General features: G+C 39.4%; 24 protein-coding genes. 11 read left to right on the top strand and 13 right to left on the bottom strand.

The genetic code is table 11. The features are described 5' to 3' along the window. Positions 1-95: 95 nt before the first annotated feature. Together ptsP and ACO6UW_RS02675 are read right to left on the bottom strand one after the other, a co-directional pair. Positions 96-2,390, bottom strand: coding sequence for a phosphoenolpyruvate--protein phosphotransferase (ptsP, locus tag ACO6UW_RS02670; protein WP_005066019.1), 2,295 nt, complete (start codon positions 2,388-2,390; stop codon positions 96-98). Positions 2,391-2,475: 85 nt separating this feature from the next. Further along, the gene (locus tag ACO6UW_RS02675) at positions 2,476-2,961 is read right to left on the bottom strand and encodes an RNA pyrophosphohydrolase (protein WP_000567255.1); all 486 of its coding nucleotides are present in this window, start codon (positions 2,959-2,961) and stop codon (positions 2,476-2,478) included. Positions 2,962-3,143: 182 nt separating this feature from the next. Between ACO6UW_RS02675 and ACO6UW_RS02680 the strand changes: the two genes are divergently transcribed. From ACO6UW_RS02680 to ACO6UW_RS02690, 3 genes are all read left to right on the top strand, one after another. Continuing rightward, positions 3,144-3,794 (top strand): HAD family hydrolase, encoded by a 651-nt coding sequence (locus ACO6UW_RS02680; RefSeq protein ID WP_002115098.1) that lies wholly within the window; start codon positions 3,144-3,146, stop codon positions 3,792-3,794. Positions 3,795-3,995: 201 nt separating this feature from the next. Then, positions 3,996-5,435, top strand: coding sequence for a DUF2252 domain-containing protein (locus ACO6UW_RS02685; protein ID WP_284108807.1), 1,440 nt, complete (start codon positions 3,996-3,998; stop codon positions 5,433-5,435). A 54-nt stretch (positions 5,436-5,489) separates the two neighbouring features. After that, positions 5,490-6,236 (top strand): sporulation protein, encoded by a 747-nt coding sequence (locus tag ACO6UW_RS02690; protein ID WP_250734120.1) that lies wholly within the window; start codon positions 5,490-5,492, stop codon positions 6,234-6,236. Between the two features lie 34 nt (positions 6,237-6,270). Here the strand turns inward: ACO6UW_RS02690 and ACO6UW_RS02695 are convergent, their stop codons facing one another. Continuing rightward, entirely contained in the window at positions 6,271-7,134 is an 864-nt protein-coding gene (locus tag ACO6UW_RS02695; protein WP_250734118.1) for a LysR family transcriptional regulator, read from the bottom strand. A 115-nt stretch (positions 7,135-7,249) separates the two neighbouring features. Beyond that, positions 7,250-7,504 carry a DUF2061 domain-containing protein gene (locus ACO6UW_RS02700; RefSeq protein WP_250734116.1) on the bottom strand — a complete coding sequence of 85 codons (255 nt, stop codon included), beginning with the start codon at positions 7,502-7,504 and terminating at the stop codon, positions 7,250-7,252. Between the two features lie 237 nt (positions 7,505-7,741). Here ACO6UW_RS02700 and leuC point away from each other — a divergent pair, with 237 nt between their 5' ends. The 4 genes from leuC (at position 7,742) to leuB (ending at position 11,642) form a co-directional block, all read left to right on the top strand. Continuing rightward, on the top strand, positions 7,742-9,160 hold the full coding sequence (gene leuC, locus ACO6UW_RS02705) for a 3-isopropylmalate dehydratase large subunit (RefSeq protein ID WP_017482005.1): 1,419 nt from the start codon (positions 7,742-7,744) through the stop codon (positions 9,158-9,160). A gap of 18 nt (positions 9,161-9,178) precedes the next feature. After that, positions 9,179-9,826 carry a 3-isopropylmalate dehydratase small subunit gene (gene leuD / locus ACO6UW_RS02710; RefSeq protein ID WP_002114814.1) on the top strand — a complete coding sequence of 216 codons (648 nt, stop codon included), beginning with the start codon at positions 9,179-9,181 and terminating at the stop codon, positions 9,824-9,826. 112 nt (positions 9,827-9,938) lie between these two features. After that, on the top strand, positions 9,939-10,523 hold the full coding sequence (locus tag ACO6UW_RS02715; RefSeq protein ID WP_348891790.1) for a hypothetical protein: 585 nt from the start codon (positions 9,939-9,941) through the stop codon (positions 10,521-10,523). 39 nt (positions 10,524-10,562) lie between these two features. Continuing rightward, the gene (leuB, locus tag ACO6UW_RS02720; protein ID WP_002114882.1) at positions 10,563-11,642 is read left to right on the top strand and encodes a 3-isopropylmalate dehydrogenase; all 1,080 of its coding nucleotides are present in this window, start codon (positions 10,563-10,565) and stop codon (positions 11,640-11,642) included. 53 nt (positions 11,643-11,695) lie between these two features. Here the strand turns inward: leuB and ACO6UW_RS02725 are convergent, their stop codons facing one another. Beyond that, positions 11,696-12,103: a hypothetical protein gene (locus tag ACO6UW_RS02725; protein WP_284108808.1), complete on the bottom strand. Its 408-nt coding sequence runs from the start codon at positions 12,101-12,103 to the stop codon at positions 11,696-11,698. 175 nt (positions 12,104-12,278) lie between these two features. On the opposite strand from ACO6UW_RS02725, the gene ACO6UW_RS02730 reads away from it, so the two are divergent. Continuing rightward, positions 12,279-12,650 carry a lysozyme inhibitor LprI family protein gene (locus tag ACO6UW_RS02730; protein ID WP_057076914.1) on the top strand — a complete coding sequence of 124 codons (372 nt, stop codon included), beginning with the start codon at positions 12,279-12,281 and terminating at the stop codon, positions 12,648-12,650. 51 nt (positions 12,651-12,701) lie between these two features. On the opposite strand, the gene infA is transcribed toward ACO6UW_RS02730, so the two are convergent. Then, the gene (infA, locus tag ACO6UW_RS02735; RefSeq protein ID WP_001284370.1) at positions 12,702-12,923 is read right to left on the bottom strand and encodes a translation initiation factor IF-1; all 222 of its coding nucleotides are present in this window, start codon (positions 12,921-12,923) and stop codon (positions 12,702-12,704) included. A 263-nt stretch (positions 12,924-13,186) separates the two neighbouring features. Here infA and ACO6UW_RS02740 point away from each other — a divergent pair, with 263 nt between their 5' ends. Beyond that, a complete protein-coding gene (locus ACO6UW_RS02740; RefSeq protein WP_005066032.1) occupies positions 13,187-14,197 on the top strand; it encodes an AraC family transcriptional regulator in 1,011 nt (336 codons plus the stop codon). 242 nt (positions 14,198-14,439) lie between these two features. Here the strand turns inward: ACO6UW_RS02740 and truA are convergent, their stop codons facing one another. The 5 genes from truA to asd form a co-directional block, all read right to left on the bottom strand. Next, positions 14,440-15,237: a tRNA pseudouridine(38-40) synthase TruA gene (truA, locus tag ACO6UW_RS02745; protein WP_017385691.1), complete on the bottom strand. Its 798-nt coding sequence runs from the start codon at positions 15,235-15,237 to the stop codon at positions 14,440-14,442. Positions 15,238-15,257: 20 nt separating this feature from the next. Next, complete coding sequence (locus tag ACO6UW_RS02750; RefSeq protein ID WP_032042089.1) at positions 15,258-16,223, bottom strand: asparaginase; 966 nt, start codon at positions 16,221-16,223, stop codon at positions 15,258-15,260. Positions 16,224-16,281: 58 nt separating this feature from the next. Beyond that, positions 16,282-17,544, bottom strand: coding sequence for a hypothetical protein (locus ACO6UW_RS02755; protein ID WP_057076913.1), 1,263 nt, complete (start codon positions 17,542-17,544; stop codon positions 16,282-16,284). A gap of 59 nt (positions 17,545-17,603) precedes the next feature. Next, the gene (locus ACO6UW_RS02760; protein WP_057076912.1) at positions 17,604-18,965 is read right to left on the bottom strand and encodes a type IV pilus assembly protein FimV; all 1,362 of its coding nucleotides are present in this window, start codon (positions 18,963-18,965) and stop codon (positions 17,604-17,606) included. Between the two features lie 148 nt (positions 18,966-19,113). Next, on the bottom strand, positions 19,114-20,232 hold the full coding sequence (gene asd, locus ACO6UW_RS02765) for an aspartate-semialdehyde dehydrogenase (RefSeq protein WP_057076911.1): 1,119 nt from the start codon (positions 20,230-20,232) through the stop codon (positions 19,114-19,116). Between the two features lie 187 nt (positions 20,233-20,419). Here asd and ACO6UW_RS02770 point away from each other — a divergent pair, with 187 nt between their 5' ends. Next, positions 20,420-21,529 (top strand): endonuclease/exonuclease/phosphatase family protein, encoded by a 1,110-nt coding sequence (locus ACO6UW_RS02770; protein WP_250734112.1) that lies wholly within the window; start codon positions 20,420-20,422, stop codon positions 21,527-21,529. 698 nt (positions 21,530-22,227) lie between these two features. Continuing rightward, positions 22,228-23,514, top strand: coding sequence for a glutamate/aspartate:proton symporter GltP (gene gltP / locus ACO6UW_RS02775; protein WP_017385696.1), 1,287 nt, complete (start codon positions 22,228-22,230; stop codon positions 23,512-23,514). Positions 23,515-23,570: 56 nt separating this feature from the next. Here the strand turns inward: gltP and ACO6UW_RS02780 are convergent, their stop codons facing one another. Both ACO6UW_RS02780 and lpxL read right to left on the bottom strand, forming a co-directional pair. Continuing rightward, on the bottom strand, positions 23,571-24,671 hold the full coding sequence (locus ACO6UW_RS02780) for a glycosyltransferase family 4 protein (RefSeq protein ID WP_284108751.1): 1,101 nt from the start codon (positions 24,669-24,671) through the stop codon (positions 23,571-23,573). A 231-nt stretch (positions 24,672-24,902) separates the two neighbouring features. Then, complete coding sequence (gene lpxL, locus ACO6UW_RS02785) at positions 24,903-25,838, bottom strand: LpxL/LpxP family Kdo(2)-lipid IV(A) lauroyl/palmitoleoyl acyltransferase (RefSeq protein WP_284108750.1); 936 nt, start codon at positions 25,836-25,838, stop codon at positions 24,903-24,905. Positions 25,839-25,870: the final 32 nt, after the last annotated feature.

Here is a 25,870-nt window from a genome sequence, read left to right on the forward strand (position 1 = left end):
CGGCAATAGTGAGATGAAATTTTTTATATTGAGTTGTAGTAGAAGCGATCTCAAATGAATAAAGGAGAGCATTGCTCTCCTTTATTGTTTATATATTAAACATTTACGATTCGATTCGATTTCACCATATCAGCTAAACCGTGAGTTTTAAAATAGTACTCAAGCCAACTTTTCACGATGAGTGGATTATTCATTTTCATGACATCATCCAGCAATTTTTGTGCATCTGTCATAGGGACATGACAAATTGCTTTTCTTACTCGCAAAATGTTACTCGAACTCATCGAAAGGGTATTGAAGCCCATCGCCATGAGCAGAATTGCTGATAATGGATCACCTGCCATCTCACCACAAATACTGATAGGTTTTTTGTATTCATGACATTCTTTAACCAAGCGGGTTAGCGCACGTAGAATGGATGGGTGAAAGTGTGAGTAAACGTTTGCCACATGTGGATTATTACGGTCAACTGCAAGTAAATACTGGGTTAAGTCATTTGAACCGACCGAGAAGAAATCGACGAGTTCGGCAAACTCATCAATTTGTAGCAGTACGCTCGGCACCTCAACCATAATCCCAATTTTTGGTTTGGTAATTTTAACTTGCTCTTCTTCTTGCACTGCAATCCAGTCACGCTCAAGTAAATAAAGTACTTCTTCTACTTCACTGACTGTAGTGACCATTGGCAATAAAATATGCAAATTATTTAAACCAATACTGGCTTTGAGCATGGCGCGAATTTGCGAAGAAAAAATCTCGGGATGATCAAGCGTGAAACGAATGCCACGCCAGCCTAATGCCGAGTTTTCTTCTTCAATACTGAAATACGGCAAGTCTTTATCGGCACCAATATCCAGAGTTCGCATCACCACAGGTTTGTTGGCGAAATGGCTCAACTGTTGACGGTAGATTGCGCGTTGTTCTTCTTCACCCGGGAAACGTTCCCGTAACATGAATGGAATTTCACTTCGGTATAGACCGACACCTTGAGCGCCACGTTGTACTCCGCGTACTACGTCAATCATGAGGCCCGTATTCACATAGAGCTGAACAGACACACCATCTGGAGTAATCGCTTCTTTGGTCTCGTATTGTTTGAGATCTTTTGCGATTTGTTCATCTTCTTTTTGGATTTCTTTATAGCGTTGACGTAAACGACGTGGAGGGTTTACAAAAACACGGCCTTGATAGGCATCCACAATCATTTCTGCATCATCAAGTGTGTTAACTGGCAGTTCAGTTACACCAACTACAGTGGGAATACCTAATGCACGAGCCACAATTACCATATGTGAGTTGGCTGCACCTTCGGATGTCACAATCGCTGCAATATTGTCTACTGGCAACTCAACGAGAGCAGCAGTACTAATTTCTTCACCAATTAAAATACTGTCTGGACTCAGGTCACGATGGCTAGAGTCTTCTTCTTGCAAAGAAGCTAAAATACGTCGCCCTAAATCTTTAAGATCAGAAACTCGCTCACGAAGATAGTCGTCTTCCATTTGTGCAAAAAGGGCAGTGTGTTTTTCAATGACACGACGTACTGCACCTTGTGCCCAATGTCCATCACGAATGAGTTCTTTAATTTCTGCTGGCAATGCATTTTCATCTAGCATTCTTAAGAAAACACTAAATAAAGCGCGCTCTTCGGCCATGAGTGAATCATGCATTTTTTCATCCAGAGAACGAATCTCTGAACGTACTGATGAAATGGCTTGATCTAAAATTCGAAGTTCATCGCTAATATCTTCTGCTTCACGATCAGGCACAGAACCCAAATCGGCAGGTGGATATAAAATAATAGCGCGACCTAAGGCAACACCGCCTGCACCTGAAGCGCCTTGAAAGGTTTTGTAGGCAGGTCCATTACTCGGCTTACGGAATACGTCAATATTACCTACTGCATGAGCATGAGCAATAACGCCAGAAAGCTGAGCACACAGTGTAACTAAAAAGGACTCGGCAGCTTCACTAAAATCTTGAGGAAGTTTGTTTTGGACAACCAAAACACCCATAACCTTACGACGATACATGACCGGTACGCCGAGGAAAGAGTTATAAATTTCTTCGCCTGTTTCAGGTAAATACAAGAAACGCTCATGTTTTGGCGCATTGTCAAGGTTAACGATTTCTTCACGTTGCCCGACCAGACCAACCAAGCCTTCACCGAGTTGCAAAGAAACATGGCCTACAGATTCTGGATTTAAGCCTTTAGAGGCCATCAATACATAGCGCTGATTGCGTTCGTCGAGTAAATAAATAGAGCAAACATCCACTTTCATGGCCTCAGCAACCTGATTAACCATGATGTCTAATGATTCATGCAAACTGACGGACGCATTAACCTCTTGGACAATGCGCCGTAGAGTGTCGAGTTGCATGTTTGACATGGATGTATACTCCAGTATTTTTTTAGACTATGAATGTATTTATAACAGCACTTTTAATAAAAATCATTTGCTAGATAAATGATTTTTAGGGTAATTGTTGCATCGGCAACTGTGTACACAACTCCACCATGGCTTTACGATAAACATCACGCTTGAAGTTCACCACTTGTCCAAGAGGATACCAATAGCTAACCCACTGCCATTCATCGAATTCGGGCGGGTCGGAGAGGTTTAACTGAATATTTTTTGCAGGCGCAGTTAACTTCAGTAAAAACCATTTTTGTTTCTGTCCGATACATACGGGGTCAGAGTCTGACCGAATGTACCGATGTGGCAAACGATAACGCAGCCATCCTTTGGTTTGCGCAATAATCTGGACATGTTCGGGCAATAAGCCGATTTCTTCTCTCAGTTCTCGAAAAAGTGCCTGTTCAGGGGTTTCTCCAAACTGGATGCCTCCTTGTGGAAATTGCCAAGCATTGTGACCAATGCGCTTTGCCCATAAAACCTGTCCATCATCGTTTGCCAAAATGATCCCGACATTCGGTCGGAAACCTTCTGAATCGATCATTTGGCTACCTAAATATTGTCTATATCGTTGACTTTAATCGCGGGGACAAACACTTTTTTATGTCCAGCTCGAAAAGATCAAAGTAAAATGTTTAAATTGCTACGATCTTAACGAATTTCTATCGACTAGCGGAGATAGATTTACATTTTTTTTCTTAAATTTCAGTTTAAACGAGAATTTTCATGAAACTGGCGTTGTTTGATTTAGACCATACCTTGTTAAATACCGATTCAGACCATTCTTGGGGTGAATTTTTAGTCAATGAGGGTTTGGTTGATCCGGTTCATCATCGTCAGATGAATGATAAATTTTATGAAGATTACAAAGCAGGGCAACTTGACCCATATGCTTATAATGAATTTGTTTTTGGATTTTTAACGCAGCATGACAACGACTACTTAACTGAGCTCCACCAATTGTTCATGCAAAAAGTCATTCGTCCGCAAATGCGTCCAAAAGGTTTTGATGCAATCAAAAAACATCAAGATTTAGGCCATACTATTGTGGGTATTACGGCAACGAGTGATTTTATTACTGCGCCCATTTTCCGTGAATTTGGGATTACCGAAATTTTAGCAACCAATGCTGAAGTGGCTGACGGAAAATATACGGGTAAAGTTGCTGGTTTAGCGTGTTATCAAAAAGGCAAACTTGCACGTCTAGATGCATGGTTGGAAGGCCGTAACGTGTCTGAGTCTTGGGCGTATTCCGATTCAATTAATGACCGTTTTTTACTTGAATATGCAACGCATGCAATTGCAGTAAACCCTGATGATCGTCTTGAAAAACTGGCTCAAGAACATAACTGGGACATTCAGGACTGGTCGATTTAAAATTGTGGAGTTGGAAGAACAGTTTAAAACAGTTTAAAAAGTTTTGAGGTCTTCCAACTCTTAACTATATTTAAAATAATTTTTTAATATTTCTTATAAATCTTAGCTAAAAAAACAGATATTGCTATGATTAATAAAATAAATTCTATCTTGGCAAAGATTTCAGAATATAAAAAAATTTAATTTAAAAATGAGGAAATAATGTCAAAAACAGCACAAATTAAATTACCAAAACAACTTTGGAATGATGAAAGTATTGATTTAACACGTCATAGCTATGAGGGGAAACTACTAAATAAAAGCGAAGGCTTCAAATTAGGTAAGGCTCAACGTAAAAAAGTTCCACGTGAACACCTATCAAAACTTTCTGAACGACCAAAAGGTACAACTGCTTTAACGATCTATGATTGGAGTAACCAAGGTCGTTTAGAAAAACTCAAACCGATTCGTGCAAAACGGATGAGTGTTTCTCCATTTACATTTTATCGTGGCATGCCTTCTTTGATGCTATTTGATCAAGCGTGGGAGCCGGTAAACTCAGGCTTATTTCAACAGATTTGTGGGGATTGTCATTTAAGTAATTTTGGCGGTTTTGCAAGTCCCGAACGTAACCTGTTATTTGGAATTAATGATTTTGACGAAACTTTAGTTGCCCCATTTGAATGGGATGTAAAGCGCTTAGCAACCAGTTTTGTAATCGCGGCACGTGATATTCATCTTGCAGAGAAAGTCGGGTTAAAAGCAATTAAAATAATGCTGAATAGTTATCGTCAGCACTTATTAGAAATTACAGAACTTTCACCACTCCAAGTTTGGTATGAAAAAGTTGATGCCAGTACGTTATTAGAAAATACTGAGTGTCGAAAACTAAAAAAGAAACGCGAGAAGCATCTTGATTCAGCACAGAAAAGAACGGCGTACTCTGTTTTGCCGAAGCTTACGCAGCAAGATCAAGATACAGGATTTCGTCATTTTGTGGATGATGCGCCGTTATTATGGCATCCAAGTGCAAATGAGCCATTTGGTAAAGATGTTGATGTATTCTTTCAACAATACCGTGATTCTTTAAAATATGATCGCCAAGTACTTTTTGATCGTTATCAACGTACAGATGTAGCTTTGAAAGTGGTGGGTGTCGGAAGTGTTGGTACACGATCAGCGATTGCATTATTTCAGGATGCAGATCGGGAACCGTTAATTTTACAAATGAAAGAAGCGAATCCATCAATTCTTAGCCCGTTATTTGTAGACAAGGTAAATCACGAAGGTGAGCGCGTAGTGCATGGTCAGCAGCTTATGCAGGCCGCAAGTGATATATTTCTTGGATTCTCTTCAATATCAAATCAACATTTTCATGTACGTCAGTTACGTGATATGAAAATCTCGGTTGATCTTAGTGACATGGATGATGAGTATTTCTATGAGTATGCCGAAAGTTGTGGTTTAGCCTTAGCTCATGCCCACGCTAAATCTGGAAATGCAGATGTACTTATGGGATATCTTGGCGAAGGTAATACGATAGTAGAAATATTACAAACGTATGCAGAAGAATATGCAGAACGTAATCTAAATGACTATGACCAATTTATGAATGAAGTTGCAGATGGTAAGATTCAACTCGCTGGAGATGAAGCACTTTAATAATAAGTATGCTGCTACAGATGACAGGAAATAATTCGAAAGGTTAGAGAAAAAATGTTTAGTAAAATTATGTCTGGTTTGGGCCTTCAAGGTGTGACGGTAGAAACTGTTTTACAGAACTCAAGCTTGCAAGCAGGCAGCACATTGCATGGGGAAATTAGCTTTAAAGGTGGATCGTCTGATAAAGAGATTAATGGTCTTTATTTGCAATTGGTGACGATGGCAGAAGTCGAATCTGGTGATCATGAGTTTAACCAACCTTTAGTTTTACAAGAGTGGTTAGTGAACTCTCGATTCCTCTTGCCGGCACATCAAGCGCATTCTTTCCCTTTTAGTATTCAACTACCATTTGAGACACCGATTACAGAGGTTGCATGTCGACGAAATGGTGCACGTGTTTGGATTCAAACCCATATGGATGTTGATTGGGGGCTAGATGCAACTGATCGTGATTATCTAAAGGTTCTGCCAACTCCAGCCATGCAAATATTTCTACAGGCTATGCAGCGATGTGGCTTCGTTTTATCGACAGTAGATGTAGAAAAAGGGCAGCTGACTGCGCGAAATTTTAGATCAACCATTGGTTGTTACCAAGAGCTTGAATTTGTCTCTTCACATATGTTTAGCGGATTTAATGAGGTTGAAGTTTCTTTCGTTGCTGAACCTAACCAAACTCACGTTATGCTTGAAGTAGACCGCCATTTTCGATCAGATCAGCTATTAACGATGACGATTCCACATCATATACTTGATGAAAACCAAATGGTGCAACAAATTCGAAGCCTCTTAAAGCTTGGATAAATTAAATTAGAGTAGATGCTTAAATAAGAGCCTTTTATGCATCCTGCATCATTTTAATTAACTCCTGCATGGCTCTAGATTGAGTACGTGCAGGATGCCATACCATGCCTAATTGACGATTCATCTCAACATTTAAATCAAGCTGCTGCATATCCTGATTCAACAGAGTTTTTGGTAAAACTGACCAACCCAAACCAATTGACACCAACATACGAATAGACTCAAGAGGGTTATTGCTCATGGTGATTTTTGGTTTAAGTCCTTGTTTTTCAAACTCAGCTAAAGTGATTTGAGCAGTATAAGTTTGTGCAGCGGGTAATAAGCTTGGATATTCAATTAAATCTTGTAAGGTGAGATTCTTTTTTTGCGCCAACGGATGAAAAGGGGCAGCAACAAAAACTAAAGGATCATTCCAAATTGTAATGTAGTTAAGACGCTCATCTCCTAAAGGAGGAAGCGTTAAAAATGCGAGTTCTAGATCACCAGCCAATACTTGTTCATGGGCTTGCTCTGAGTCAACAAAATGCACATCTAAGGTGACTTGAGGAAATTGCTGAACAAAATGCTTAAGTGGTGCGGGTAAATGATGTAAACCAATATGGTGACTCGTACCGATTTTTAAGCGGCCTTGTACCTGAGTTTGTTCATGGCTCAGCGTATGGTGAATATCACCTAGCTCATTTAACCAGTTTTTAACTTTAGGAAGTAAGGAATGTGCAGCATGAGTTGCCTGAACACCTCGACCTGCAGATTCGAATAGTTTTACGCCAAAATATTCTTCTAAGCTGTGAATTCGTTTGGTAACAGCAGGTTGAGTAATAAATAACTGATCTGCTGCCACAGAGATAGACCCTGTTTCCATAACTTTTACAAAAGCTTCAAAGGCTGCAAGATTCATAATACAACTCAACTTGGAATAAAAAAATCGAGGGGCTAAAGTTGCCGAGCCAAAATCGTATCATGCTTGCAGCAAAACGAGTGAGAAAGTTGTGAATTACCGCACTAATCTTAGCCTAAGCCGTTGTTTCATTTTCAGCTAAGGCTGATATGCGGCGATCTTTAGCAGCCCAAACTTTTTCATGGAAGAAAAAAGCAAAAGCTTGTACGGTTGGTTCAAGCATACTTAATGTTAAAGCCATCCAGATATTACCTGTTACAAAGTATGCGACTAGCATTGCGACAGTAATATGCATAATGTAATAGCTTAAGGTTTTCTTTAAGGTACGTTGATTATTTATAACGAATTTTTGAATGTTAGCCATGATCATTCTCTTTAGCCACTTTAGATATTTTTAGTATAGGCATTAGAGTATAAGATTAAAAATTGATTATGCAAATGATAATCATTAACAAAAACGATTTATTAAATTTGATGTACCTTGCGGAAATCACAATTTATTCCAAAAAGTTTTCTAATTTATAAAAATGATAAATTAGATTTATGCGAAACTCTGGCTATAATCGAAGAAAGATCAGAATTACCCAGTCCAATGGAGCAAGACGACATGGCAGGCAAAACTTTATATGACAAATTGTGGGATGACCACGTTGTTTCACAGCGTGATGATGGCTCATGTTTACTATACATTGACCGTCATTTATTGCATGAAGTGACAAGTCCACAAGCATTTGAAGGGTTGCAACTTGCGGATCGTCAACCATGGCGTTTAAGTGCAAACGTTGCTACACCGGACCACAATGTTCCAACGTCTAAAAAGGAACGTGACCAAGGCATCGCTGGTATTGAAGATGATACGTCTCGTATTCAAGTTCAAACCTTAGATGACAACTGTAAAGCCTTTAATATTGTTGAATTTAGTATTAATGATATCCGTCAGGGTATTGTGCATGTGGTTGGACCTGAACAAGGTTTAACTTTGCCGGGCATGACGGTCGTATGTGGTGATTCACATACAGCGACTCACGGTGCTTTTGGCTGCTTGGCGCATGGTATTGGGACATCTGAAGTTGAACATGTGTTAGCAACACAATGCTTGATTCAGAAAAAATCTAAAAATATGTTAGTTCGTGTAGATGGCGTATTGGGTAAAGGCGTAACACCAAAAGATGTGGTGTTGGCGATTATCGGTAAAATTGGTACCGCTGGCGGTACGGGCTATGCAATCGAGTTCGGTGGTCAAGTTTTCCGTGATATGTCGATTGAAGGGCGTATGACGGTATGTAACATGGCGATTGAAGCCGGTGCTCGTGTCGGTATGGTTGCTGTTGATGACAAAACTATTGAATACGTGAAAGGCCGTAGCTACGCACCAAAAGGCGAGCAATGGGATCAAGCAGTTGCTTACTGGAACACCTTGCATTCAGACGAAGATGCTGTGTTTGATGCTGTAGTTGAGTTAAATGGCGCAGAAATCGAACCACAAGTATCTTGGGGAACTTCACCTGAGATGGTTATTCCTGTTACTGAAGCTGTGCCAACTTTAGAACAAGCGAAAGATGACGTTCAACGCAATGACTGGACACGTGCTTATCAATATATGGGTTTAAATGCAGGTCAAGCATTAGCTGATATTCAGCTTGATCGTGTGTTTATTGGCTCTTGTACGAATTCCCGTATTGAAGATATTCGTGCTGCTGCTGAGGTGGTTAAGGGTCGTAAAGTGGCATCTACCATTAAACAAGCCATGATTGTTCCGGGTTCTGGTTTAGTTAAGCAACAGGCTGAAAAAGAAGGCTTGGATAAAATCTTCTTGGAAGCTGGCTTTGAATGGCGTGAGCCGGGTTGTTCAATGTGTTTAGCAATGAATGCTGATAAGTTACAACCAGGTGAACACTGTGCATCGACGTCTAATCGTAACTTTGAAGGCCGTCAAGGCAATGGTGGTCGTACTCACTTGGTGAGCCCAGCAATGGCGGCAGCGGCTGCAATCGCTGGTCACTTCGTTGATGTTCGTTCATTTTAATTCGGTCTGGAGCAAACCATGAAAGCTTATACAGTTGAACAAGGTATCGTTGCACCATTAGATCGTGCCAATGTTGATACAGATTTAATTATTCCAAAACAGTTTTTAAAGTCGATTAAGCGCACTGGTTTTGGCGACAACTTATTTGATGAACTTCGTTATTTAGATGAAGGTTATCCGGGGCAAGACAATTCAGTACGTCCAAAAAATCCGGACTTTGTTTTAAACCAGCCTCGTTATCAAGGAGCAACTGTTTTAATTGCTCGTACTAACTTTGGTTGTGGTTCAAGTCGTGAGCATGCGCCTTGGGCATTAAATGAATATGGATTCCGTACCGTTATTGCACCAAGCTTTGCTGATATTTTCTTTAATAACTGTTTTAAAAATGGCATGTTACCTGTCATTTTGCCAGAAGAAACAGTTGAGCAGTTATTTAAAGAATGTGCTGCTAATGAGGGATATCAATTAACAATTGATTTAGCAGCTCAAGAAGTACGTACGCCAACAGGTGAAGCGTTTAAATTTGAAGTTGATCCGTTTCGTAAGCACTGCTTGTTAAATGGATTGGATGATATTGGTTTAACTCTTCAAAATGCGGACGCAATTCGCGCTTATGAAGAAAAAACTAAACAAGTTCGTCCTTGGGTATTCCAAGAGTTGAATTAACCTTTCGGTACATTTTAAACATAGCCATGGCGTAGCGTTCAAACTCTTGCTAACATGCTAAAGCATAAAAACACCTTAGAATTATGCACTAGATGAGGATTGGGCTTGAACAATGAAGAGGAACGTTACTCATAGCTTTTTGTTGAGCCTGTGCGCAATAACACTCAGTGCTTGTCAAAGCACTTACAATGTAGTGGATACTGTCCGCATTAAGCAGGCTGAACAAGAAAATTTGGGGCAGAATGCAGCAATATATTGTTCGGGCGCGAAGAGTTGTGAATTTGAACGACTAAATGATATTACTGTAGTGGATGCGCAAACACGAAGAATTAGTAATCAGGCAATTCATCAAGGGATTGTGAGATTACAAGGTTCAGTGCTTAGCCAAACTAACAGCTTATATTTATCTGTGCCTGCTAAACAATATGAAATGGTGATCCGTTTCTATCCGATCTCTCCGGATCGTGCAGAAACATTTCATGTGATTCACCAGTTTAATGCTAACCATCGTTATACATTTAAAATGTACCGAGACAAATCTAACCGTTCGGGTAGTTTGCTGAATGTTTCTGTACCAGATCCATTATGTGTCGATTTAGAACAAGATGGGCATGTCATTCGCCGTTTTTGTCGACCATTTGATGTTACAACAGGACTAGGTGAATTCCTTGAGCAGAAAAAACTAACACCGCGGTAGTTGTAGCACTGCTTGTCTTTGGAAAATGGAAAAAAGTTCATGTCTAAACAGATTTTAATTTTAGCTGGTGATGGTATTGGTCCTGAAATTGTTGGGGCAGCAGAAAAAGTATTAAATACAGTAAATGAAAAATTTAATTTATCGTTAACTTGGGAACATGGTTTATTAGGCGGTGCGGCAATTGATGCGCATGGTGAACCGTACCCAGCAGTAACAAGTGAACAAGCAAAAAAAGCTGATGCAATTTTATTAGGTGCGGTAGGCGGACCAAAATGGGACACTATTGAGCGCTCTATTCGCCCTGAACGTGGTCTTTTAAAAATTCGTAGTGAACTTAACTTGTTTGCTAACTTGCGCCCAGCGATTTTATATCCGCAATTAGCAGATGCTTCTAGCTTAAAACCTGAAATTGTTGCTGGCTTAGATATTTTAATTGTTCGTGAATTGACTGGCGGTATCTATTTCGGTCAGCCACGTGGTATCCGTGAACTTGAAAACGGTGAAAAACAAGGTTATAACACCGACGTTTACTCTGAAAGCGAAATTAAGCGTATTGCAAAAGTAGCTTTTGAACTTGCAGGCTTACGTGGTGGAAAGGTTTGTTCCGTAGATAAAGCTAACGTTTTGGAAGTTACAGAACTTTGGAAGCAAACAGTTACTGATTTACAGCAAGCAAATTATTCAAATATTCAGCTTTCACATATGTATGTTGATAACGCTGCAATGCAACTTGTACGTGCACCGAAACAGTTTGACGTGATCGTAACGGGTAACTTGTTTGGCGACATCTTATCTGATGAAGCAGCAATGCTTACAGGTTCAATCGGCATGTTGCCATCGGCTTCGTTAGATGAAAATGGCAAAGGTATGTATGAGCCTTGCCATGGTTCTGCACCTGATATCGCGGGTCAAAATGTGGCAAACCCATTAGCAACTATTCTTTCAGTTGCAATGATGCTTCGCTACACATTCCGTGAAGAAGCTGCTGCAAAAGCAATTGAAGATGCAGTAGGTCAAGTGCTTGATCAAGGTTTGCGTACAGCAGATATTATGTCTGAAGGTATGACAAAAGTAGGTACGGCTGAAATGGGTGAGGCTGTTGTAGCTGCTCTTGCTTAAAAGCTTATTATAAAAAAACGCAGCGTTGAGCTGCGTTTTTTTATGCCTATGTTTTAACAGGCTTTACCTTCATATTGAATTGACTCGGCAATGTCATTTTTAAGCTGGAAAATCACTTTGCAATTGAAATTAATATCATAAGAATTGCCGCTCAGATTTCCTGATTGGACAGGAATAGAGCTTCCTCTCATATCAACATTACTCACCATCGGAATAGGAATGCTTAAAGGACGCAAAATCGTATAGATGAGCTGATTGGGTGTTTTTTGCGGTGTATCGGCGACTTGAAAACCAAGACTACGTAGATTTATATCTTGTTGAATGGTCGCCGATGATTTTCCTAAAAAGCCTTTTAAATATTCCTGTAAATCTACGGATTGACGTGGGTGGCTAGCACAACCGTTAAGACAAATAATGGTGAAAGATAATAAGCCAATTTGGCAGCGGGTATATATGTTCATTTTTCTCACTATATGAAATTATATTTATTATTAAAGAACAATAGGTTGTATTTACAAGCTTGTAAAGTAAAAAAGGAGGATTATGATAAATAGAAGGTTAATTTGTCTTTCGATTTATCAATTACATTCGAATCACTTTAATAATAATTTCATAGAAAACTTAAGGAAGAATAGTATGAGAAAAATAGTTTTTGCTTTTTTATGCAGCTTTGGCATGACTGTAGTGTATGCAGATAACTGTGATAGTGCCCGCAATACTTACGATGATATTTACTGTACAAATAAAATTTATGCGAGTGCTGATGCTGATCTGAATAAGAATTATCAAGCACTGCGAGTAAAGTTAAACACCGCGCAGAAAAATATTCTTAAGAAGTCTCAGCTTGCATGGATACGTCAACGTGATGCCGAGTGTACAGATTCAAATAGGAATAGTGTAGACGTGCAATGTCGTTTACAGACAACGCAAGAAAGAAACCATTGGCTGCAAGAAAGATTGCGTGAATGCCAAACGGTGGGATGTAAAACCAGTCGCTTAAGTGAATAAATAACGCAATAAAAAAGCCACATCATAAAGTGGCTTTTTTGCATTCACTAATTAGCGAGCACGGTACGTAATACGACCTTTAGTTAAGTCATATGGAGTCATTTCGACTTTTACACTGTCGCCAGTAAGAATACGAATATAGTGTTTACGCATTTTACCAGAAATGTGTGCAATAACTTCGTGACCGTTTTCAAGACGTACACGGAACATCGTATTAGGAAGCGTTTCGGTGACAACGCCTTCGAACTCAATGAGTTCCTCTTTATTGGCCATAGCCTACCTGATGATCAAATTGGAAAGGCGCAAATTATAGTCAATTTTTTTAAAAAAAACAAGATAGACACACTTCTGCTAAAGCATCTGGTTAAAGTATGACTAATCAAAAAAGATGTAATTTTTTTCACAAAAGAAGTGTAATTCTGTTGTCAGTTTGGTCAATCAACGCTAATCTAAAATCATAGTTATTAGGGACTGTTAATTGCATAAAGGTCAACAGCCCTAAATATCAATGAAGTATCTACATGGAAGGGCACTGCGTGGGTCAGCTAACAGATGCATCAGTTGTATTACGCTTTGGCTACCAAGCGATTCGTCGTGCGGGTTTGCCAACAGAAGAAATATTAACCAAAGCGGGAGTTGCTTTAAATCAGGTCGATACCAATGCACGTACACCGTTAAGTGCACAATACGCCTTTTGGACTGCCGCTCAGGAAGTCAGTAAAGATCCAGACATCGGTCTGCATTTAGGTGAACATTTGCCTTTATATCGAGGGCAAGTGATTGAACATCTATTTATTAGTAGTGAAACCTTTGGTGAAGGCTTAAAACGAGCCTTAGCTTATCAACGACTGATTAGTGATGCATTTGATGCAAAACTAGTTGTTGAAGAAGGACGTTGTTATTTAACCAATGGCGAACAGATTGGTGCTGACAATCTCGTCAATCGTCATTTCTCTGAATGTGCGATTTCGGGCGTGCTTAGATTTTTTAAGTTCATTACTGAAGGACAATTTCATCCTATCTTCATCGATTTTAATTTTAGCGAAGGAGCTTCTGAGGATGAATATTTCCGTGTATTTGGCTGTCCAGTTAGCTTAGGTCAGAAAGAGACACGTTTATATTTTGACCCAGCTATTTTAGATTTCCAGCTTTGGCAAGCAGAGCCTGAGTTATTGCAATTGCATGAGCAGCTCGCAATTGAAAAATTGCAGGAACTGGCCCGTTATGATTTGGTGGGTGAGGTTCGTCGTGCGATTGGTTCGACACTTGAAAGTGGAGAAACAACTTTAGAGACGGTTGCTGCTCAGTTGAATATTACGCCGCGTCGTTTACGTACTCAGCTCAGTGAGGCAAATACCAGTTTTCAACAAATACTTTCTGACTATCGTTGCCGTTTGGCTAAAAAGCTTTTGGCAAATACCAACGAGAGTGTTGAGCGTATTGTATATTTAACTGGTTTCTCTGAACCAAGTACGTTCTATCGTGCATTTAAGCGTTGGACGAATGAAACACCTGTGGAGTACCGTAAGCGTAAACAACACCGTTAATTTATTCTATGTCATGACGGAGTCGTGCCATTGAGGCTTTAATAATTGGATTGGCTTTCAGCTAGAGTTACTTTTCTTTCGGGAAAAGTAACCAAAACCATTGTCATACGCAAAACCTGTTAGATAATTATCAATATCTAATGCATCGCAAAAACATATAATTATATATTTAGGGCAGGTTGCGTATGACTTTGTCGCGTATCTTATTTAATGCTTAATTTTGATACTGAGTTTTAAATATTTTAATCTGGTAAGTTTAGCCAATGTGGTCCAAGTGGTGGCTGCGGCAAATCAAACTGCTCAGGATAATTACACTGAATGAAATAAAGTCCATCGGGTGGGGCGGTTACCCCAGCTGCCTTACGATCCTGCGCCGCAAACATTGCATCGATATGATCAATCTCATACATACCTTGACCAATTTCGAGTAAGCAACCGACAATATTACGCACCATATGGTGTAAAAAACCATCTGCTTGAATATCTAAAACTAAATAGCGTCCATGTTCAAATAAACGGCAATGTTTTACATGTCGAACAGGCTGGTTTGATTGGCATGCTGCTGCGCGGAAAGTTTCAAAGTTATGCGTTCCTTCGAACTTACTAGCAGCTTTAATCATCTTTTGTACGTCTAGCTTTTGGTAAATGTGCGTAACTTGCTTGTGTAATAGTGCTGGGCGATGCGGTGCGTTATAGATGATATAGCGGTAACGTCGAGCAGTCGCTTTAAAGCGGGCATGAAAATTTTCATCCATCAGTTTAATCCACTGAATGGAAATATCTTTAGGTAGTTGACTATTTGCCCCTCTTAACCACCCCGTTTCTGGACGAATAGCATTCGTGTCGAAGTGCGCCACCATATTCGTTGCATGTACTCCCGCATCAGTACGACCCGCACCGTGAAGTGCAATGGGCTCATCTGCAATTTTACTCAGTACACGCTCGATCGTTTCCTGAACGCTGGCAACGCCTGGCTGTTGTGTTTGCCAACCTCGGTATTGAACTCCGCTAAATTCAATACCGACTGCATAACGTTGCATAGCTTCACCTCTATTTAATGCTAATTTTCATTCCAATGGCTGAGCCATTGTTCTGGGGTTGGGTATTTTAAATAGATTTGAAGGGCTTTTGCATAGAGATCTGCATGGCTATGAGCATCACTGATGACAATTTTTGCAGTTTTGGTCCAGGCACTAATCGCATAACGTTGATCAATACCACCGAATGTCACCTGAGTGGTAAGAATTGGAACACAGCCACGTGCGTAAAGCTCATCTAATGTTGCGAGTAATTCTTGGTTTACTGCAATATTGCCAGTACCAAAACCTTGTAACACTAAAAAGTGTGGTGGGGCTGAAAGTAAGTGACGTAATTGTTGTACTAAGTGCTGTGTCGCAATGGGTTGCATCATCCAGTTTAAAATCTGGAAGGAAGCAGCTCGTTCAATTTGGGCATCTTGTACGATCAATTCATTTTGCTGAGGCGTAAACTCAGCTTCACTACTTAGCCCTGAGAATGCATCGAGTTCAGTCGTATGCGTTTTTAATGCAGTTTGCGCATGGCATACTTGATGGTGGAATGCGAGATAAGCACCCACAGGTAAAGCAATCACTTGTTCTAATGCAAGATATAAGTTTTCAATTGCATCAGTAAATTCACGGGTATTATCGCCTTGAATATTGAGTAATGGGTATTGGCTACCAGTAATCACAATATGACAGCTTTGGCCCAAAAAGCGGGCTAGGGTCGCAGCCGCATAACTGAGTGTGTCTGTACCATGAATAACAACGAAATGCTGATAACCTTCAAGTTGTAGTTGTTGTATACGTTGAATCAGGCGTAACCAGTCAGGTGCCGTGCATGCACTGCTATCAACAATATTGGGTGCAGCAAAGCAGTCAACTGTTAAATGTGGGGGAATCACTTTTTCAAGTTGAGGCAAGAATTGCTCATAAGGCATAGGAGCTAGAGGTTCACCAATGCAACCAAAAGTACCACCCATATAAAATAAGGCTATTTTTTTCATATTTTTGCAGGCATAAAAAAGCAGTCATCTCTGACTGCTTATGGTAAATCGAACAGTTCTAAGAAGCTATGCGATTAAGTAAGTTTTTCGCGCGTTGTTGTTGTTCTGTGTTGAATTTTTGCTCATTGCTTGCCAATAAGGCTTGAGCTGCTGGGTAAGCTCCTAACTTGATGTATTGCTCAGCTAGTTTTAAATCAAGTTCATTTTCATCTAACTGTTTTAATTCTGGAAAAGCTTCTACAAGGGGATCTTTAGTTTGATCTGGGGTAGTTTCTTCGCCTACTAGGTCTACAAGGTTCTGAGTTTCAATCTCTGGTGCTATAACTAATGTAGGTTCGTCTAGCGAAAACTCAAGAGGTGCTATTGAATTCGACTCTAATGGAACTTGTTCTAAGAGTTGAAGCTCATCTAATGATGAGATCTGTTCATTAGGTTTTACTTCTGGATTTTCATGGGTTAATTCAAGATTAAAATCCAAAGCATTGGTGTTCTCTTGAGCTGCTGGTGCCGCTATTGTCTGGTTTTTTTCCTCAGATTCATGCAGAGGTGCCAAGTCAAAAGAAAACTCTAGGTCAGCTAGCTCATTTGTTTCTTGAGATGGCGATAACTCTGATTTCTGTGTTGGTTGGCTGGTACTTTCGGTAGTCGTAGTTTGCTCAAATGAAAAGTTAAACTCTAAAGGTTCAACTTCAACAGCAGGTTCTTGCTTTACAGGGGTATAGTCTTGCTGCAATTCATCAAAAGAAGTTTCAGAAGAACTTGTTGTTAATTGGTCAAACTGAGCTGTTGCATCAGATGTATTTTTTGGCTCTTGGTATGTTTGAGCTTGAGGAAAATCGATCGCATCTGGTTGTCTTGATGACTCATATTCTTTTTGTCTGGCTTCTGCTTGAATGGCTATTTCATTGAGCGCTAAGCTACGAATATGGCTAATCAGTTGAGTTATTGCAAACTCATCTTTTTGTGCAATATGAATCTCAAGTAGCAATAAATAAAGTTCATGTTGCGTATTATCTTTTTTGAGCGCCTGATTGACTTGAGCTTCAGCGGCTGAGAATTGTTTTTCTTGAATAAGTAGCTGAATCTTCTGACGAACAGCCTCTGGAACAGGACTGCTTTGTGGAGTAGAGGGAATAGATTCTTCAACTACATTTACTTTAGTTTTTTCACGCGAGTTTTTACTTGATTTAGAGTTCGCTTTTTTATTGGTTTTTCTATTTATTGTTTTAGGGGAATTCGACTCTTGCTTTTGGCTATTTTCGCGTTTTTTTAAAATGACAGCGACCACGAGCAATATGATGAATGGAATCACATATAACATTACTTTCCCCTTAAAAAATAAATATTTGCAATATAAAGCGAGCTGACTCTGGTTTTAACTTAATGCTTTTGCTTATGAGTCTGTTGCTGTGCTTGTAACTGCTGTTGTAACTCTGCCAAACGTGCATTCAGAAGTTGAATACGTTGGTCTTTTAAACGTAAAGTTTGATTTAGTTTGGTTACATTCCTTTGTAATGTAACGGTTTTTTCTCTTGTTGTCATAACTTTTACTGCTAACTCAGTATTGTTTTGACTTTGTTGTGTGCTCTTTTTAGCACTTCCATGCGTAGAATTTTGACTGTTTTCAGCCACAATACTCATTTCGGCTTGTTGTAAACGGTATTTTGCTTTGCCAGAAGTTGATTTTGCAGTATGTGCGATATCTGTTTTTGACTTGTTTTGCTGAGGTTTAGCTGCAGGAGAGTGAGCTAGGTTAAGTGCGATTCCCTGACGCAAACGATTTACATCACCTTGAATAAAAGCATGTCGGTTTTGTGTTTGAATATCATGCATGACTTTCGCAACAGGTTGTTTTGTTTCCGCGGCAATACGATTAGCAATGCTCCATAAAGACTCATTTCGCTGTACCACATATTTACCTGATGATGCTGGTCCTTTGTAGGAACTTAACGATTGTTTCTTTGCAGGATTTTGGTTGAGCATTTTTTGAGGTGCAGATTTCTTTTGCGCTGTTAGTTTGTTGACCATGTTTTTTGGTGAACTGTTTGTGGCTGTTTTGACACTGCTTGGTTTACTTTGATTTTTTGCTGCTACCTGATCAGAAGTAGCACTAGCTGCAACTTGTTGAGCAACCTGACTAGAAGAGCTTTCGCTAGATGTATTGGGTGAGTTTGTGTTTATAGCAGGAGCATTTCCAGAGCTAATATTAATGCTATGTTCACCATTCGAATCAGTTGGAGTTGAGGCGGAAGTTGGTGATACATATCGAGTACTTTCTGGCAGATTTAGAGCAATGTCTTTTTCATTGACAATAAACTGAGGTGACAAAGTACTTTCGTTATTTTCAGTCTTTTTTATAGAAGAAGGCTTAATTACGGTTTTGATATGCTGCAAACGTGTAGCAGAACCTTCACTAATTTTTACTACAATATTTAGTTCAGGATCAATCACAGGGCGAGATGAGGTAATCACAATAACCCCTGAGCCTTGACCGTTTTGGCGTGTATAAAAATTAAGATTTCCGGGCGGCTGATGAGTTACGCCTAACGCGCTTAAATCTTCAGGAGTCGCTAGACTGACTTGTAGGGTAGCGTTGGGGTCAGCTTGTTGAAAATTCATTTCGGCATATAACAAATCGCCAGGTGCGGACTGAATTTGTATAGGGTCTAATGTAATCGCATAAATAGAAGGCGAAGACATAATGGTGAAAATGGCAATTTTTAATTTGTTATAAACAGTCATCTCAATCCATGACCTAATAAGTCGTAAAGTCATTCAAAATTATACAATAATGAAATGTAAATAAATTGTAAAATTTTCACAAACCAGTTACGAAAAAGCCGATCTAATGTGATCGGCTTTTTATTTTGACTGAATAATTCAAATCAAATTATGAGCTTTTGTATTCAACTAAAATACGTAACATACGACGTAAAGGCTCAGCAGCACCCCAGAGTAACTGGTCACCCACTGTAAATGCACCTAGATATTCTTTACCCATGTTGAGTTTACGTAGACGACCTACAGGCACAGTTAAGGTACCAGTTACAGCAACAGGTGTAAGGTCAGTCATAGACGCTTCACGAGTGTTTGGTACAACTTTCGCCCATTGGCTTGAAGTACGAATCATATCTTCGATTTCATCAAGCGGTACATCTTTTTTCAACTTGATTGTAAGTGCTTGTGAGTGGCAACGCATTGCACCAATACGGACACAGTGACCGTCAATAGGAACAATTTGTGAGTTACCCAAGATCTTGTTGGTTTCAACTTGACCTTTCCACTCTTCTTTTGATTGACCGTTTTCAAGTTGCTTATCAATGTAAGGAATTAATGAACCCGCTAATGGCACACCAAAGTTAGCAGATGGGAAACCTTCACCACGTTGTAACTCAGCAACTTGACGATCAATATCCAAAATTGCAGATTTAGGATCATCTAACAATATTTTGGTATTGTTATATAAGTAGCCCATACCAGTAATTAGCTCACGCATGTTTTGTGCGCCAGCACCTGATGCTGCTTGATAAGTCATAGCAGTCATCCACTCCACCAAATTATTTTGGAAAAGTGAACCTACACCCATCAACATAAGTGATACTGTACAGTTACCACCTACGAAAGTTTTGGTGCCGTTAACCAATCCGTCTTTGATGACGTTAAGGTTTACTGGGTCAAGAACGATGATTGCATCATCTGACATACGTAAAGTTGAAGCTGCGTCAATCCAGTAGCCATCCCAACCAGTCGCTTTTAACTGTGGGAAAACTTCAGACGTATAGTCACCACCTTGACAGGTAATAATGACATCCATTTGCTTCAGACTATTAATGTCTGTAGCTTCCATAAGTGCTGGGGCAGTCTTACCACCAAATGAAGGAGCTTCACCACCTGCATTACTGGTAGAGAAATAAAATGGCTCAATATGAGCAAAATCATTCTCTTCAACCATACGTTGCATAAGGACGGAACCGACCATCCCGCGCCAACCGACCAGACCTACTTTCATGTCATTTTGCCTCGGTGCGTTAAAATTGTTAGGGGGAGTTGAGTGTATCAAAAGTGTCCACAACTGCAAGCGTTACAGAAACAAAACACCATCTTTATTGAGTAGAATATCTTGTTTATGTTACATACAAAATTGATAAAGATGACAAAAACTTTAAAAAACAAATCATCTTAAAAGAGAAAATTCAATGATTTATATCGAAGTTCTAGCTGGTCTGGTGATTTGGTTAAGTTTCTGGTCACTTATTCCTCGTGATGAGTGGTGGTTTCGTGGTGCCGATTTCCCTCGGTTGCAGATTCTATTTGTTGGTCTTTTAGCCTTTATAGGAATACTGTTTTGGCCCAACGAATGGAATCTCTGGCGTGAAGTCGTGTTGGCTGCGCTCATTGCTGCCATTGCCTATCAGCTTAAAATGATTTTGCCTTATACCTTGTTTTGGAAAAAACAGGTTAAACAGGTGAAGACATCTCAATTAGATCCACAAAAGCAGATTTCATTAATCGTATCGAATGTCCTTACTCCTAATGATAAGTATCATTTATTGCTTGAACAGATCAGGACATTAAAACCAGATTTACTACTTACATTAGAAAGCGATACGACATGGGAAAATGCTTTAAGGGAGATCGAAGGTGACTATCCTTATCGTGTTCCTGTACCTTTAGATAATCTCTACGGCATGCATTTATATAGCCGTCTACCTTTATCAAATACTGAAGTTAAATTTATTCTCAGTGATGAAATTCCCTCTATTCATACCACTGTGACTTTACGGTCTGGTATGCCAGTTCAACTCTATTGTTTGCATCCTAAGCCCCCTAGTCCAACTGAGGCGAAGGATTCGACTTTACGCGATGCTGAACTTTTAATTGTGGGCGACCAAATTAAAGATCTAGATGAAAGCTGTATTGTGATGGGTGATTTAAACGATGTAGCGTGGTCACGTACTACACGGTTATTTCAACGGATTAGTGGATTGCTTGACCCGCGTGTTGGGCGACATTTCATTAATACTTTTCATGCAGATTATCCATTGTTGCGTTGGTCTTTAGACCATATTTTCCATAGTACCGATTTCGGTTTGGTGAAGATGCAGCGTTTACCTCATGTTGGATCTGATCATTTTCCTGTCTATGTGGTTTTGCAGACTGGTCGAATATTTGAGCATATTCAAGAGGAATTGGAACAAACTCAAGATGATGAAGAAGAGGCACAAAGAGCTATCCAAGAAGGAATTGCAAAGGCTGAAGCCGAAGAAAAAGTGGTGACTGATAAAATTGCACAGCCTTATAAATAAAAAGAATATAAAAAGTGATGTAAGCAATATCGTACAAAGATTTGAGTCTAGGGCGAATAGGCAGAGGGTTATAAAAACCTTATTCTACATTCATCGGCACACGGAACCGGGAATGGATAGTCCCAAGTAAGGATACACAACGCTGATATGGAATAGCATCACGGATCAGATGTTGGAACGGAAACGATAAAAATAATTATTAACCTGAAAGCACAACCTCATTTACCCGAGTTTTGCAGGACGCAGAACTCGGGTTGATATTTTTATATACCTTATAAAACTTATTGCAAATCACATAAATATTTCCAAGATTATCTTATTTTTAAAATCTATTTAATTCGCGTTAAGCCTCCATACGTTTTCATATACATCTGCGCAATTTTTAGTGAAAAAAGATATAAAAATTTTTTTATCTAAGTTTTTGTTTTTATAGATTATTAAGGGATAAATATAGGCTTTGATTTATTTAAAGATAAATTGGGGTTGTTTAATTAATAAATCTCAATAGAATGTGCCGATCGTTGACATGTTGGATCGTCAACAGGCATTGTTTTTTACTTCGCCGGATCGGCGGGTTGTGATTTGTTTGTACATTTAAATTTCTGTTTGGGAATTAGTGTGCATGTTGAGGTTTCACTCTTAGTTAGTGGTCTTCTCCCTCTCATATTTGATACTTTGCGGTGCATAAGGATTGTCTTATGAAGAATTTTAAATTTAGCCTTGCTTGGCAAATTTTAATTGCTTTAATCCTAGGGATAGTTGTCGGGGCTGTTTTACATAACCAGCCTGAAATCAGAGACAGTATTGTGAATAATGTTCTTGCCCCACTCGGTAAGATCTTTATTAGCCTGATTAAAATGATTGTTATTCCAATCGTTTTCTCTACCTTGATTTTAGGTATTGCAGGTGTTGGCAGTACGAAAAGTTTAGGGCGACTTGGTTTTAAAACCATTCTCTATTTTGAAATTATTACGACTATCGCTATTTTAGTTGGTTTGTTTGCAGCAAATATCTTCCATCCAGGCTCAGGCATTGATATGTCTCAGCTGGTTCAAACAGATATTTCTCAATATAAGCATACAACTGAAGAAGTTCAGTCTCAGTCACATGGTTTAATTCAAACAATATTATCGCTTATTCCAACGAACATTATTAGTTCAATGGCTCATGGCGAAATGTTACCTGTGATTTTCTTTGCTGTACTATTTGGTATTGGTTTATCTTCTTTACCAGCAACCACTAAAGACCCATTGTTAAATGTATTTCATGCAGTTTCAGAAACGATGTTCCGCGTAACGCATATCATCATGAAATATGCACCAGTGGGTGTATTTGGTTTAATCGCTGTAACTGTTGCAAACTTCGGTTTTGCTTCACTCATTCCATTAGGTAAATTAGTTGTATTAGTTTACGGTGCAATCTTCTTCTTTGCATTTGTTGTGCTTGGTTTGACTGCAAAAATGTTTGGAATCAATATTTTTATCTTATTTAAGATTTTAAAAGATGAATTGATTTTGGCATTTTCAACGGCAAGCTCGGAAACAGTATTACCGCGTATTATGCAAAAAATGGAAGCTTACGGTGCGCCAAAAGCAATTTCCAGCTTTGTGATTCCAACTGGTTATTCATTTAACCTTGATGGTTCTACGCTTTACCAAAGTATCGCGGCAATCTTTATTGCACAGCTTTACGGTATTGAAATGTCAATCAGCCAACAAGTTATTTTGGTTGTAACATTAATGATTACTTCTAAGGGTATTGCTGGTGTTCCTGGTGTATCATTTGTTGTGTTGTTAGCGACATTAGGTAGTGTTGGTATTCCTGTAGAAGGCTTAGCATTTATTGCTGGTGTTGACCGTATTATGGATATGGCTCGTACTGCGTTGAACGTTGTTGGTAACGCACTTGCTGTACTTGTAATCAGTAAATGGGAAAAACAATACGACTCTGAAAAAGCTGCTGCTTATGAAGCAACATTTAAATAAGATGGCTTTCTTTTAGTTGTAAAAAACCCGCGAATATTGCGGGTTTTTTATTGGGGTTATTTCAAAACGCGTTGGTATAGTTCTAGTGTTTGATCACACATATCTTTTAAGCTAAACATAGTGACAGGAGCAACGATTTGAGGTTGTTCAATATGATTTTTTACAGTCTCGATTAAGGCTTTTTCATTTTCTGCTTCAACAAGACCTTGTGGGTATACATTCGATAAAATCTCGGCAACACCGCCACGGTTCCAGCCAATGACTGGTGTACTCACTGAAAGCGCTTCTAAGGCTGTTCTACCGAATGTTTCGGCTTGATTGGATAGGGAGAGCACAATATCGCTAAAAGCGAGCCATTCCCGAATATCTGAGCGATGACCTACGAAGGTAATTTTATTTGCGAGCCCTTTGCTTTGAATAGTACTTTGCAATTCACTTAAGTAGGCTTGCTTTTTGGCATCAGCACCGCCGACAACAACCACATGTAGCTGAGGATATTGCGTCTGAAGTTGCTGCATCAGTTCAATTAAACTTTCATGCCCCTTTAAGCGTGTAATACGACCAGGTAAGCAAAGTAAAAACTTATTTTCAAGCTCAGGAAAGTCATTAAAAACTTGGTTAAACCATTGTGCTGAGGGCTGGTAATTATGTGGAAAAGCCGTTGGGTCAATGCCCCGATAAATTCGCACAATATCTTGCGGTGGACAGTTTTTATAATGGTCAGTGATATATTTAACCACGCTGTCAGAAACAGCAATCACTTTTTCAGCTTGAGTCATAATCGCACTATAACGATTAACTGAATAGAAACCATGTACAGTGCTAATGAGGTGAGGGCGTTTGTTTGCAGGTATTTTTCTTAAGGCAAAGTGAGTAAGCCAAGCTGGTACACGAGAGCGCACATGAACAATATCAGGTTGATGCTGTTCAATCAGCCGGCGTAAAGGACGAATTTGCCACAAGCTTGAAAGTGATTTTTTATGAATTGGTAGCGTTAAGTGAATAGAACCTTCAGCTTCAAGTTGAGACACTAATCGTCCGCCATTAGACACAACCAGAGATTGATGGCCCTGTGCAACAAGTGCGCGTGCAATTTCTAGCGTGCCGCGTTCTACGCCACCGCTATTAAGTTCTGGGAGAAGTTGCATCACTTTCATTGTTTTTGCCTTTAGGTTGTAGCAAAGTGGGGGCTTGCGGTTTATTCATTCAATAGATGGAGTTTACTCCTTACTTTTGTTTTGGCAAAAGTAACAAAACCAATTGTTGGACTAACGACCCATCCCTGATGTCGTAGTCCAACAGGCGACATCCATGTCGCCTTCGCACGATAGTACATACTGGAGTTTATTTAGATATTTATAACTATAGTGCGGTAATTATTGAAGGTTTCAGTAAATCTCTTCATATCCCTCAGGACGTGTCTTAAAACGACGATGGAACCACATATATTGAGTCGGTGCGATACGAAGCTGATTTTCAATAATTTTATTAACTCGAGTTGCATCATCGACTTCATCTTCACTTGGCATATTTTCGACCGCAGGTTCAATCAAAATATGATATTTAGGGTCCTGTACATCACCGTGACGATAAAAATATAAAGGAACGGCAACTGCCTTAGAGATTTTTAGTAAACGACGATGAGCAGTTACTGTAGCAGCTGGCACACCAAAAAATGGTGCCATAACGCCTTGCTTGAGTCCGAAGTCTTGATCAGGGCTATACCAAATTGCATCACCATCTTTAAGGTGGCGAATTAAACCACGCATATCATCATGGTCGATTTGTGCTTTATAAATGGTGCCACGGCAACGATAAATCAGCATATCGAGCAATGGATTATTTTGAGGGCGGTACACAACATCTGGTTCGAAATATTGAGCACAAACATAGCCACCCGCATCAAGAAGCGTACTATGAGTACCCAATAATAAAACCCCTTTGCCTTGAGCTTGGGCATTGGTAATGTGTTCTAAGCCTTCAATGGTGACACGGTTTTTAAACCAGTAAGGCTTATACCATGCGTTTAATGTCTCAAAAATACCCAGCATCATATCTACAAAAACTTGCTTAGCTTGTTGCTGTACTTTTTCGGCTGACCATTCGGGAAAGCAGACTTCTAAATTACGAATAGTCGTTTTTCGGCGAGATTTTAAATATTTCCAAGCCAGATTTGCTAAGCCATGAGCCAGACGCCACTGAATTGCCCACGGCAAAATAGCCAAAAGCATTAAAAAAACAATGGCAATCCAAATACCCCAATATTTAGGCAATAAAAAGGACCATTGAAATTCACCGGGCGTATAATTCTGCTTTTGGCTCATAACGATATAAAGAATTCAAAATTAAAACTGGC

Source organism: Acinetobacter sp. JADD-222, assembly GCF_049310645.1.